The organism is Gilliamella sp. X-46 (assembly GCF_057063525.1).
Map to the genome: position 1 here is coordinate 328,642 of NZ_JBXSQH010000002.1, position 13,673 is coordinate 342,314.

The following is a 13,673-nucleotide window of genomic DNA, read 5'->3' on the forward strand; positions in this document are numbered from 1 at the left end:
ATTAATGTTCCCGATTTTTAGGCAGGTTAGCTGCTTTTTCTGCGTCATACCACCAACTATCAACCCCTATCGCATAAGTTGGCTGTATAGTTGGTTGCCCAAATTTGTTCCAGTATGCATAGTACGATTTGCTATTATACCACATAGGAATCATTGGATATTCTTGCGTTAAAATACGATCAAGCGCACGCCCTAATGGGACAAGTGCTTCTTGATTATCCACATTTTTAATAATTTCAGCGATAATGCTATCGATAGCCTTATTATGTAAACCAGAAGCGTTCCATGACGAGTTAAGATACTCACTACCCCAAAACATCAACAAATTAGAATTTGGATAATTTACAGCATAATAATCACGTGCAACCATATCATAATCACGCTCACGAACACGACGTAAGTGTTGTGCTGAATCTAATAAGCTGATTTTCATGGTGATCCCTAAACGGGCTAAATTCTGTTGAAATGGAACCGCATATTTAATATCGTTACCAAGATAACTGATCAACTCAAATTCAAACGGTTGCTGCGTTTTATCGTTAATCAACTTACCGTCTTTAATCACCCATCCGGCTTGTTTTAATAATTCAGCAGCTTTTAATAAATTATCACGATTAAAGCCGTTACCATCACTTTTTGGAATAGAATAAGCATTCTTAAAAACGGCTTCTGGAATAATATGTTTATAAGGATTTAACCACTTTAATTCTTGCTCTGTTGGTTTACCCTTTGCCGCATAAATAGTGTTTTCAAAAAAACTATAAGGTCTTTTGTAACTGTCATAATAAAAGGCATGATTTAACCATTCAAAATCAAACGCCAGTGTGATAGCTTTTCGCACTTTAATATCTTTAAATAGCTCTTTTTGTAAATTAAATGCAAGCCACTTAGTGTCGGTTGCTGTTTTAACCGGTTTTTCTTGTTTAATAATATGGTTAGCATCAAAATATTTACCTTGATATTGAGTAAACCAATTTTTAGGTTGATCTTCATCGCGTAAATCATATTCGCCCGCTTTAAAGGCTTCTAACGAAACGCTATTATCCATATAGTAATCAATACGCTTTTCATCAAAATTATCTAAGCCCTTATTAATTGGCAAATCGCGCGCCCAATAATTGGGATTACGTCGATAAACAACATATTGCCCCATTTTATAATCACTAATATAGTAAGGACCACTACCAACTGGCGGCGTACTTAATGGCTCTGAAAAATCATGATGTTGCCAAAAATGTTTAGGGATAACTCGCATACTACCAACAAATGAAAGAAGCTTCTCACGATCTGACTCTGGAATATCAATCCTAACATGGTAATCATCTATCGCTTTAACCGTAACACCTTTATTATAAACACGATATAGAGGCACCCCTTCAGTCATAAATTTATCAAAAGTAAACACAACATCGTGTGCCGTAATGGGTTTGTCATCTTGAAAACGGGCATTAGGATTAATCGCCACTTCTGCCCAGCGATATTGGTTAGAATAGGTAATTGACGTCGCAATAAGTGGATAAAAACTGGTAATATCATCCTCAGTATTAGTAAAAAGACTATCATATAGCGCCCCAGAATTACGTTCAGGTGCACCACGGCTAGCAAAGCGGTTCAAATTATCAAAAGAGCCAATTTCGGCCAGTTTAATCACACCACCTTTTGGTGCATTAGGATTGACATAATCAAGATGTTGAAAATCATCTGGATACTTAGGGTGACCTGAAAGTGAATAGATAGTCTTATGATAAATTTCCTCATGTATTTGGTGTGGACCAACAATATCAATTTGCTTCGTTTCAGGTAATTGAGTTAGGGGATTAACACCCACTTCGACCTCGGTTTGAGACTCTGCTTGAAGAAGCACTGGCTGTTCTTCATCAGCAGAAACCGGTGCAGAACAAATGACTATACCACTTAGGCAGCTCAAGACGAATAATGTTTTTATTAATTGTTTAATTCGACTCATCATCCCAATTCCGTTCCTACTTTATTTAATAATAGCATATTTATGTAACTTCTTATTGATTATTAACAAATCAGTCATTTAAGGCAGTCACAATCCTTAATTAAGTTGCCTATTTTGCCAAACTTCAACTAAATGAGCAAAACCTAATTAATAAAGTGAATTTAAAATAATAATGCAGCCTAAATATACCTTTATTTTGATATTAAAAAAGCTGCATTAAATTAATTATAAATAATGAGTATCGTTATATAATTAAAAACATACGTTGTACAACATCTATTTCTAAATAGTAATAAAGGAATAAAACTCAATGTCCGAATCGTTTTATCAATATTGGGGAAAATGTCGTCAAGGCTCTGATAATAATAACTACCATTTACTCCCATATCATAATTTAGACGTAGCCGCTTGTGGATACCAAATAGTTAAACACAACTATTTCAATTCAGCTGAACTATTTATGCAAATCGGCTTTACTCCACAAGACAATGAAAAGGCAGCCCTCTGGTTTGCCTATTTTTTGACTTGGCATGATATAGGAAAATTCGCCAATGGGTTCCAACAGTTGTTTAAGCACAACAATCCTCAACTCGTTGCTGCTGATCCCGCAAAAAGATATATGTCCAGACATGATTCTCTTGGATTTTGGTTATGGGATACTTTTCTTATGGATAAAACCGAAATTCAGTTATCTAACTATAATAGGAAGATAAACCGTTTTTTGGATATATGGTTACTCATCATGACAGGGCATCATGGCAAGCCACCAGAATTGGGAGTAAATGGAAATTTGTCATTTAATCAACAAGATAAACAAGCAGCATTAGATTATATAAAAGCAATTAATGAGTTTTTTATTAGCGAACATAAATTAGCAGACTATTGCTCTTTCTTTTTTGATAAAGAATTGCAAAAAAAACTTAATCAAATAAGTTGGTTAATTGCTGGTTTAACCGTTATTAGTGATTGGTTAGGATCTAACGAATCATTTTTTCCCTTTTGTTCCCAAGTAATACCGCTTGCTGAATATTGGCATAAGCATGCTATTATTCAAGCAGAAAAAGCGATATCCACTTTACCCAAAATATCGCCCATCGCCCCTTTTATTGATATCAAAAATCTATTTCCATTTATTGAAAAGCCCACACCACTGCAACAGCAAGCATTATCATGCCAATTGTCTGATTCTGGTCCGGAATTATTTATTATGGAAGATGTTACAGGAGCAGGGAAAACCGAAGCATCAATGGTTTTAGCACATAGACTAATGACAGCTAAAAAAGCTCAAGGTATTTATATTGGCTTACCAACCCAAGCAACCGCAAATGCCATTTATCAGCGTACAACGGGAATTTATGGTCAGTTATATCAAGACGATAGTCGCCCTTCGCTAGTATTAGCGCATGGTACTAGCTATATGAACCCTCATTTTAATCAATCAATTATCAGCAGCGAGGATAACAGCGAACAACTATATCCTAAAGGTGAACAGACCATTAGCGCAGAGTGTCAGGAATGGTTTGTTGATACTCGAAAAAAAGCATTATTAGCTGAAGTTGGTGTCGGGACCTTGGATCAAGCATTAATGGCGGTTATGCCATTTAAACATCAATCATTACGATTATTAGGTCTAAGGCATAAGTTACTCATATTAGATGAAGTTCATGCTTATGATAGTTACATGGTTAAATTATTAGAATCGTTATTGCATTATCACGCCTTACAAGGTGGTAGTGCCATTATTCTTACCGCTACCTTACCCTATTTTTTACGTGAAAAGTTACTCAATGCATTTTATACAGGCTTAACAAATCACCCTCGAAATCTACTTTTAAACCATAACTTACCTTTCCCTCTCATAACACAACTAAATCATAATGGTTTAATAGAACAAGCAATAGATACTCGAGATGAAGTCAAACGTCAAGTAAACATTGAATGGATAGATGATATTGATGCAGGTATAAACAAAATCCGCCACACGATAGCACAAGGTAAAATTATCTGCTGGATCAAAAACAGTATTGACGATGCAATTAGTTTGTATCAACAATTGCAATTAAAGTTAGAGATAGATAGCAATAATATATTACTTTTTCATAGTCGTTTTGCTTTTTGTGATCGCCTTGAAATTGAACAAAAAACACTAAAATGGGCAGGTAAAACATCTAACCGTAATACTCGCCACGCAAAGGTGATTATTGCAACTCAAGTTATTGAACAATCGTTAGATCTTGATTTTGACGAGATGATTAGTGATATTGCCCCAATTGATTTATTGATACAACGTGCCGGCCGTTTAAGACGCCATGTACGAGATCAACAAGGTAATGTTAAACCTTTTGATGAAAAAACTCAGCCTTATGATGATCGTGGACAACCCATTTTAACTGTACTTGCGCCACATTGGCAGGACGATCCCCAAAAAGATTGGCTTGATAATCCAACCTTTCGCAATACCAGTTATGTCTACCCTAACCATGCTTATTTATGGTTTACCCAAAAAATATTACTGACTCAACGCGTTATCAAAATGCCTGAAGATGCCCGATTGTTAATTGAGTCAGTTTATGCACAAGACATTGAACCACCAACAGGATTACAAGAAGCCTTTTATTCTGCACAAGGAAAATCACTTGGCCAAGCTTCGATCGCAAATCAAAGTTTATTAAAGCTTAATGATGGATATAATCAAATCTCTTGCAACGGATGGGAAAAGAGTATTGAACTATCTACCCGACTATCAGAAGATAACGTCGATCTGTATTTAGCTTATAAGCTAGAAGATAAAATAATACCTTATTGCACCAATAGTGAATATGCGTGGGAACAAAGTCGTGTTCCGCTAAGCATTTCAAAATGGGAAAAAATAAAAAAGGCTATCCCACAACTTGATCAACAAAGCTTAGAAAAGATTAGACTGCAAATACATAGACCTCAAGCCATTATTATCTTAATTGAACAAGGTAAAGACTCAACTTTTTACTCAAAAGAGATAGGATTTTATGCAAGTTAATTACGTATATATTTACTAATAATATGATTAAAAATCAAATTAAAAATTTGGTGGAGTTTTACTTTTTTATTTTAATTATATAACCATTAGCGATAATTAGTCTGCTCCCTATATGTGTGGGAATAAACTGAGTTAGAAAACAGTATTTCCGTCGAAATGCCGCTGTTCCTTGAACACTAGAGATAATTAATTTTTGTAAAAAAGTTTCAGATAACTATACGTTTCAGTATAAATATCTTAAACCCAAAAATTGATTATCATTGTTCAATTGAACGGTTGGATGCACTTACCGCCTATACAAGGAATATTAAGTATTGTTAACCAAACTCAAAATATTACTTATTGCCGTTTTTGCTTGATGACTGTTTTTCCAACAAGTTGAACCTGTTAATAACGCACCTTTATTAAGGATTTCATCTAAACTAGCATTACGCAATTTATCGAAAGAATCGAAGCTCATCTCTTCAAGTCTTTCAATAATTTTGGCACCCACGAATTTAAGTTCCATCAATTGCTGTCGTTCTGTTTCTGTAAATGACATATTATTTTCCTTACATTATATTGAATATAATTTTAAACTGATGCATTTAGCTTTTTCCACTTTCTGATTTTTGCTCTAAACGATTTAACCGGCGCCACAGAATTGAGATTGAATCCAATCATTCCAAATGGTAATTTGCTGATTAAATGCTTGAATTAATGCCTGTAATGATAGGTATTGATATGTTTTATAAAATTGCTGATACAAATTACCCAATTGATTCCATTTGTATCCAGAAGCCGGTAATTCAGGTGTTTGACCAGCAAGTTCATCATCATCCCAAGATTTCACCAAATTAAGCCAACCGAGTTGATAAGCAATCATTTGTGCAGGAGTACGATCAACCCCCTCCACTAAGATGTCTTTTTGTGATTCAGATAAAACTATAAACTCATCAATAAATAACTTGGCTGTTTTGTTTATTTCATTTAATAACTGCTGTTTATTTGTATAAGCCATGTTACCTCTTCCTTATGAGATCATTAATATTGTTAAAATATCATATAAAATAAATATTTTTTATAACTATTTTTAATGAAATTTCTGTTTTTATTTTTCTTTGTTTTTGAAATATTTCAATTCTTCATCGATAAAATATCGTACTAAATTTGCATATAGATCTTTGATGATTTCTCCATTGAGCCCTAATTCATTCGACCATTGTTTTCGTTGTTCTAGCATACTGTCAAAACGTTCTTTGGCTTGTACGTCAGTGGTATTTTTTTTGAACTTACTGGCAGCTTTGACGTATTCAAAACGTGTAGCAAGCAATTTAATTATGGAATGGTCAATCCGATCTATTTCGGCACGAATGTGGTTCATATTCTCACATTTGTTTGGCGCTTGGGTAGGCTTATAATTCACGATTTTATACCTTTTGTTTATTTAACTTTTTATATCCTATCACTATTAGATTATGTACAAAAGTATCACTTAGTGGGTTTCATCGTTGCACTATATTTATATATACAAAATTGATCATTCACTTTTAATAGAATTGAGTTTCATATTTGGAGATATTCAACAATTAATTGATTTTTTTATTTATTAAATCAATTTTGTTCTATATTGATACCCCCCAATAACACAATAATATAACTAAAAATTTTGTTTATATACCTTCTAGTCAAGGAGGCGCAGATTTTGTGTTTTTTAATGGGTTTTAAAGAATCTTACAGAATATTGATTTGGTGGAGCCAAGGGGGATCGAACCCCTGACCTCAACGCTGCCAGCGTTGCGCTCTCCCAGCTGAGCTATGGCCCCCAAATAGTAAGGGATAAAACTGTGGCTAATAATATGCAACTAAATAATAAGTGTCAATCGATTTGATATTATTTGTTTGAAAAACAGCCTGATAAAACTCTGCCTATTGATGGCAGAGTTTATATAATTAACGTAATATTGAAGGTTGATCTGCACCTTCGGCTTCAATTTTAGGTGGCATAAAGTGTTCACGTTTTACGCCCAATTTAAGTGACATATAAGCCGCTACATAAATTGATGAGATTGTACCAAGCACAATACCAACGCCTAATGTTTCAGAGAAGCCTTTTAACATTGAACCGCCAAAGATATACAGAATAACGACCACTGCAAGAGTTGTACCTGATGTCATTAAAGTACGATGCAATGTCTGTGTTAATGAAATATTAATAACATCGTAAGGTTCTGCTCGGCGAATCTTTCTAAAATTCTCGCGAATTCGGTCGAAAACAACAATGGTATCGTTAAGAGAATAACCAATAATCGATAACATCGCAGCAATGATTGTTAAATCAAGTTCTCGTTCAAATAGCGATAAATAACCTGCGGTGATGATAACATCATGCGCTAAGGCCACAACTGCACCTGTACCAAATCGCCACTCAAAACGAAAGGCAATATAGATTAAAATACACACTAATGCGGCACAGATTGCCAAAACACCATCTTGCGCAAGTTCAGAACCAACAGTTGGACCAACAAATTCAATCCGTTTAATTTGAGCATCTGCATCAATATCTTTATGAATTAAATTGGAAATTTTGGTGCCTAGTGCATTATCAATAGCGGATGAGGCACTACCATCTTCTTGCTTGGCCGAAGGTAATCTAATGATGATATCTTTACTACTACCGTAATATTGTACTATCGGTTCGTGGTAGCCAGCATTGCGTAAGCTGTTACGAAGGTCATCAAGGTTAACGGCTTTTGTTACGGTGAGCTCGACAGTTGTACCGCCAGTGAAATCTTGTCCTAGATTAAATCCTTTAACAAAAATAACCACAAACGATGCGACAACTAATAACATTGAAATAACAAAAGCAATAAAGCCAAATTTTAAAAAGTCGAGGACTCTGCGGCCATGATTTAACTCTCTAACATCATGATTTTGTTTTTTAGTAATACTCACAATAAACCTCTAAATTGATAACTTATTAACGCGACGACCGCCATAAATAAGATTGGCTAATGCACGAGTACCGACAATCGATGTAAACATTGATGTTACAATACCGATGCCTAGTGTAATGGCAAAACCTTTAATTGATCCTGTACCAACTGCATAAAGAATAACAGCAGTAATTAAAGTGGTCAGGTTGGCATCAAAAATACTGCTCCAAGCGCCCGCGTACCCTTCATTAATTGCATGCTGAACACCACGTCCATTACTAAGTTCTTCTTTTATTCTTTCATTAATCAGTACATTAGCATCAACTGCCATCCCCACAGTTAACACAATACCTGCGATACCAGGCATACTTAGCGTTGCCCCAGGAAGTAAAGACATTGCACCAACAATTAAAATTAAGTTTGCAACTAATGCAAGGCTAGCAAACACGCCAAACAAACGATACATAACTAGCATAAAGATGACAGAAATTGCTAAACCCCATGCGCAAGATTCTAGACCTTGGGTAATATTTTCTTGACCCATTGATGGCCCTACTGTTCGTTCTTCAATAATTTGAATTGGTGCAATTAATGCCCCAGCACGTAATAATAGTGATAAATTTTTAGCTTCATCAATATTACCAATACCGGTTACTTGGAAGCGATCACTAAAAATACCTTGAATAGTCGCAACGTTGATAACTCGTTCTTGTTTTTCAAAGATCGGTTTATCGTTTTCATCACGTTTACCGGTATCTTTGTATTCAACAAATAGGGTTGCCATCGCTTTATGAAGATTTTTTTGGGTAAAATCAAGCATTCTTTTACCCCCTGAACCATCAAGTGTAATAGCTACTTCGGGTTGGCCATATTGATTAACACGATATGAAGAATCGGTAATATGATCCCCTGTTAATACAATACGTTTATACAGTAGTACAGGACGACCGTTTTCCATATACTGAATTTCTGAACCATAAGGAATACGCATCTCACCATTTAGAATAGCTGGCAAATTAGACGTACTCTCTTCGTTAACTTGTCTAAATTCTAATGTTGCTGTTGCTCCCAAAATACGCTTGGCTAATGCAGTATCTTGTATGCCGGGTAATTCAACGACAATGCGATCTGCCCCTTGACGTTGAACGATTGGTTCAGCAACACCGAGTTGGTTAACACGATTACGTAGAATGGTAGTGTTTTGTTGGACAGCATCATTTTTCGCTTGCTGTAAACGTTGTTCACTGACATTGATGACGATACTGTTGTCGCGTTGGGATATCACTTTATAATCTTGTATCCCATTGATCTTGGTAATGGCTTTATTACGATCTTCAGTATTATCAAATTGCATTACAATTTGCTGATCACTATCTTTGCTGATCGTTTTATAATTTAACTTGCTATTAGTAAATTCAGCTTTGATGTTTTCGATAGATTGTTCAGTGAGTTTACTTAATGCGGTGGCCATATCGACTTCCATTAAGAAGTGAACACCACCACGCAAATCAAGACCCAATTTCATAGGTTCTGCACCTAACACAGTAAGCCATGTAGGCGTTGCTGGTGCTAAATTTAATGCAACAATATACTTTTCACCCAATGCTTCAGATATAAGTTCTTTTGCTTTAAGCTGGGTATCGTTATCACCAACACGAATCAATATCGATTTATTATCGTAAACTAATGATTTCGGTTGGATATGATTATCAGACAAAAGTTTTTTAACTTGATCTCGTGTAGCAACATCGATTTCAGTAGTATTTGAACCTGAAATTTGTATAGCGGGATCTTCACCATAAATATTTGGAAGTGCATAAAGAAGGCCGAAGCAAATGACAACGACCAACATAATGTACTTCCACAAAGGATAGCGGTTTAACACGACATATTCTCTTGTAGGATTAGGTAATTAATACAATGAAAGATAATAGATAACAGCCTATTATAGTGATTTCATTGTTCCTTTTGGTAAAACTGATGTAATAAAGTCACGCTTGATCACAACTTCAGTCGTATCATTTAATTCTAACGCGATGTAACCATTTTCGTTAACTTTTGATACACGACCGATAAGCCCGCCATTGGTTAAAACTTCATCACCTTTTGAAATTGATGCCATTAACTCACGATGTGCTTTAGCGCGTTTTTGCTGTGGGCGCATAATCATAAAATAGAAAAATAAACCAAACACAACTAACATAATTGGCATCAAATAATCGCCACCTGGTTGGCTACCATCGGCTGCATAGGCATTAGAGATTAAAAAATCCATACTGGTCCTCTTGTTTCAAACTAAATTTTCAAAGGTCGGAATTATAACACAATAAATAAATCTGTTATTAACTATTTCTTGTCAAAAAATTTCAGGAAAGCATGCGTTTTAGTATAAAAAGTGCTTTAAGCTACTTTGGTTAATATAACTCCGCCAACTAAGCGATTGAAGGCGGATAAACGTTAATTACGTAGTTAAATATTGCGCCATACTAACTAAGTTAAATAACCATCTAGGGTAAATTCCACAAAGCAGTGTCAATAAGGCACATAATACGATGATTAACTCACTTATTCTAATATCTTTCCATTTTAATTTAATTGAAGTTCCACTTAACATTTGTCCATCACGACAAGGCGGCCTAATATAAAGATTGATAATTAAACGAGCATAAAAATAAAGCCCCAATGCACTACCAATAACTACGGCGGCAACTAACCACCATAATTCAGCAGTTACACCTAATAACACCAGTAAAAATCGCCCAACAAACCCCGCTGTTAGTGGTGTCCCTGCTAAAGATAAAAACCCAATGCCCATCGCTAATGCAAGAATTGGTCTGCGCCAAAATAGCCCTGAAAGATCAATTTCGCTTTCATGATCTTGCAGTTCGTTAGAATGCGAATCTAAACTGATCGCACCTAATATACAGATATTAGCTAAAATATACCCAATTAGGTAAACGCCAATAGTTTCTAATGCAAGTACTTGATATTGGACAGCAATTAAAGCCGTAAATAGATAGCCGAAATGCGCTATTGATGAATAGGCAAGTAATCGCTTTAAGCTACTTTGCTTTAACGCCAATAAATTGCCCCACAAAATAGAACAAAAAGCCATAATAACTAAAATAATACGGATAGCTTCATTATTAACGATCGGTGCCAATAGGAATAGCCTTGCGATGGCACAGAAAACTGCAACTTTTCCAACTGTTGATAATAATAAGGCGACAACCGTTGGCGCGCCTTGATAAACATCAGGCAGCCAAAGTTGAAACGGCACCAGTGATAATTTAAAACCAATACCAACCAACATTAAACAAACACCTATTAGTAGTAACGTGCTTGGGTAAGACATTGTTGAAAGCTGATAGCTTAGCCCACTGAAAGTCAGCTCCCCTGTCGTTGCATAATAAAAAGCAATTCCCATCAATAAAAATACGCTTGCAACAGCCGATAAAATCATATATTTAACAGCAGCTTCTAATGAATGAGTCTGCGTATATTGATAACCAATTAATCCCACAAAAGGAATGGATAATAGTTCAATTCCAACAAAAAATGCGATTAAATGGCTGGCGTATACCAGTGTTACACCACCTAATACCATAAAAAGCAGAATTAAATAAAATAATCCGTGCTGAACCTGTTCTTGTTTAAACCAACGATAAGCAAAGCATGCAACTGCAATGGATATCATCAAAATCAAACTCGTATAAAGTAATCCATAACCATCACAGGTAAAAAGAGCGGTGATATGGCGTGCTTTCCATTCTGCCATTGAAGGGTCATCAATGTTAGAACCATCATCAATATGAGAATTAGAGTTAGCATCCATATTTATATCGGTATTAGTATTATCAACAGCACTGTTGTTAATATTATCGTCAATACTTATATTTTCATTCGGTGATTCCACCGATTCTGTAGGCACAGAATCAATTGCAATTGTTTCTTCGTCCGATGGATTGGGTTCTTTAATAGGGTCAGAAACTGGTACCGATATTTGCATATTGTCACTGCTGATATCAGTAATAGCTTGCGTGCTAAACGAAATTTTATAACCAACCACCACAGAGAAAATTAATGCGCAGGATAATCCACATACCGTTAAAATAGCACACCCTTTGGTACCTATTTTAAAAACAAACAATAAAAATAATAAAACAATGATGACAAAGCTTAATACAAAAATAGGCGATAAAGCTATCATAGGTGATTACTCTCCCACTCGCTCTGTAGTTATGTATTGTTGTGTTTGATTCATAACAGAATAAGACATATCTAAAACCACTTGAGGATACAAGCCAATAAAGATAAGGACAATTAAGGTGCTTGATAATAACAAAAGATCTTTTTTACTAAGAAGATATTTTGGTGCTCCCCCTTTATCGACAGCACCATAAAAAATAGGCTGCATACGGACAATAAATGAAATAGAAAGCAATAATAAGCCAATTACGAGCAAAATTGTATAAAAGGAAAAGGCACTATAACTACCAAGTAACATCATATAATTGCCAACAAAATTAGCTGTTCCAGGAATCCCCAATACTGCTAAAATAAAATACAAGGTAAATGAAGATAGATAAGGTACTCGCTCTTTAAGCCCAATAAATTGAGTTATGTTTCGTGTTGAGTAACATTCACCCAATAATCCACTAATAATAAACATGCCAACTATTGCTAAATTAATGGCTATCATTTGAATAACCACGCCTTGATAAGCAATCACAGAACCACTATAAATAATTGCTGTAACAAATCCCATTAACGCTATATGGATATAAGCAATAAGTTTTTTAATATCCGTTTGATTAAATGCAACTAGCGCTGCATAAACAATTGTAAGCAAAGCAAGAACTAACATAATTGGCATAATCATGATGGAAGCATTTGGAAATAGTGGTATAACAAAACGCAATAAACCAAATGCTGCTGTATTGAGTAATAAACCACTGATCATCATTGATCCCGTTGTTGAAGATTCCATATGAGCTTCAATAAACCAGCCATGAAAAGGAACAAAAGGGATTCGCACAATAAAAGCGGCTAAGAATCCAAGCATGAGCAAAAATTCAGTATCACTTGAAATTGGTGTTTTTGTTAGTACCTGATAATCAAACGTCCAATGCCCTGTTAAGTTCCAGTTAATTAAGGCTAATGATACAATGGAGATAAGCATAAGTAAGCTGCTCAATTGAGTATAAATCAAAAATTTGCTTGCTCCATTAAAACGTAATTGTGAGCTTGAATCTCGTCTTCCCCATAGCGAAATTAAAAAATAGATAGGTATTGCGACCGCTTCCCAAAAGAAGAACATTAAAAATAAGTCAGTGATTACAAATAACATCATAATGGCTGATGTCATAAATAATAGGCATAAATAAAATAAGCCAAGATTATTTAGATTTTCTTTACTCGAATAGGCAATCGTCAATAACACGATGAATAGAGTTGATGTGATAACGACTATCGATAGACCATCTAAAACAAGGTGAAAATGAATACCTAACAAAGGGATCCAATCCAGATTAACTTCTTTTATCCAGTTTTCCCCTTGATTTAATACATTTACGGCATCTATCCATAATATTATCGTTATTAATAATGTAAGACAAATAGTGATAAATGCCACAATTATTGGTAGTTTAGACCAACGAATTTGTACATTGACAGAAACAACACCTCGTTGTAGACATACATGGCATAACCAACCAATAAATCCGCCTATTACAGGTAAAAAAACAAGCCATAACAACATGAATGATTACACCTT

9 protein-coding genes, 1 tRNA gene and 1 pseudogene are annotated in these 13,673 nt (G+C 35.1%); 1 reads left to right on the forward strand and 10 read right to left on the reverse strand.

Annotated features, from left to right (window positions below; translation table 11 throughout):
- Position 1: 1 nt before the first annotated feature.
- On the reverse strand, positions 2 to 1,969 hold the full coding sequence (locus ACYIAJ_RS04170) for an extracellular solute-binding protein (RefSeq protein ID WP_483564380.1): 1,968 nt from the start codon (positions 1,967 to 1,969) through the stop codon (positions 2 to 4).
- A gap of 307 nt (positions 1,970 to 2,276) precedes the next feature.
- On the opposite strand from ACYIAJ_RS04170, the gene cas3 reads away from it, so the two are divergent.
- Complete coding sequence (gene cas3 / locus ACYIAJ_RS04175) at positions 2,277 to 4,982, forward strand: CRISPR-associated helicase Cas3' (protein WP_483564381.1); 2,706 nt, start codon at positions 2,277 to 2,279, stop codon at positions 4,980 to 4,982.
- Positions 4,983 to 5,289: 307 nt separating this feature from the next.
- Here cas3 and ACYIAJ_RS04180 read toward each other — a convergent pair whose 3' ends face one another.
- The 9 genes and pseudogenes from ACYIAJ_RS04180 to ACYIAJ_RS04220 form a co-directional block, all read right to left on the reverse strand.
- Positions 5,290 to 5,523 (reverse strand): helix-hairpin-helix domain-containing protein, encoded by a 234-nt coding sequence (locus tag ACYIAJ_RS04180; RefSeq protein ID WP_483564382.1) that lies wholly within the window; start codon positions 5,521 to 5,523, stop codon positions 5,290 to 5,292.
- Between the two features lie 32 nt (positions 5,524 to 5,555).
- Positions 5,556 to 5,982: pseudogene (locus tag ACYIAJ_RS04185) on the reverse strand (ClbS/DfsB family four-helix bundle protein).
- A 90-nt stretch (positions 5,983 to 6,072) separates the two neighbouring features.
- Positions 6,073 to 6,345 (reverse strand): chorismate mutase, encoded by a 273-nt coding sequence (locus ACYIAJ_RS04190; RefSeq protein WP_483564383.1) that lies wholly within the window; start codon positions 6,343 to 6,345, stop codon positions 6,073 to 6,075.
- Positions 6,346 to 6,711: 366 nt separating this feature from the next.
- Positions 6,712 to 6,787: transfer RNA gene (locus ACYIAJ_RS04195), tRNA-Ala, on the reverse strand.
- A gap of 127 nt (positions 6,788 to 6,914) precedes the next feature.
- Positions 6,915 to 7,910, reverse strand: coding sequence for a protein translocase subunit SecF (gene secF, locus ACYIAJ_RS04200; RefSeq protein ID WP_483558728.1), 996 nt, complete (start codon positions 7,908 to 7,910; stop codon positions 6,915 to 6,917).
- 15 nt (positions 7,911 to 7,925) lie between these two features.
- A complete protein-coding gene (gene secD / locus ACYIAJ_RS04205; protein ID WP_483564384.1) occupies positions 7,926 to 9,782 on the reverse strand; it encodes a protein translocase subunit SecD in 1,857 nt (618 codons plus the stop codon).
- A 60-nt stretch (positions 9,783 to 9,842) separates the two neighbouring features.
- Positions 9,843 to 10,172, reverse strand: coding sequence for a preprotein translocase subunit YajC (yajC, locus tag ACYIAJ_RS04210; protein WP_483558656.1), 330 nt, complete (start codon positions 10,170 to 10,172; stop codon positions 9,843 to 9,845).
- Between the two features lie 186 nt (positions 10,173 to 10,358).
- Positions 10,359 to 12,107 carry an NADH-quinone oxidoreductase subunit N gene (locus ACYIAJ_RS04215; protein ID WP_483558657.1) on the reverse strand — a complete coding sequence of 583 codons (1,749 nt, stop codon included), beginning with the start codon at positions 12,105 to 12,107 and terminating at the stop codon, positions 10,359 to 10,361.
- A gap of 6 nt (positions 12,108 to 12,113) precedes the next feature.
- Positions 12,114 to 13,658 carry a complex I subunit 4 family protein gene (locus ACYIAJ_RS04220; protein WP_483558659.1) on the reverse strand — a complete coding sequence of 515 codons (1,545 nt, stop codon included), beginning with the start codon at positions 13,656 to 13,658 and terminating at the stop codon, positions 12,114 to 12,116.
- Positions 13,659 to 13,673 lie beyond the last annotated feature (15 nt).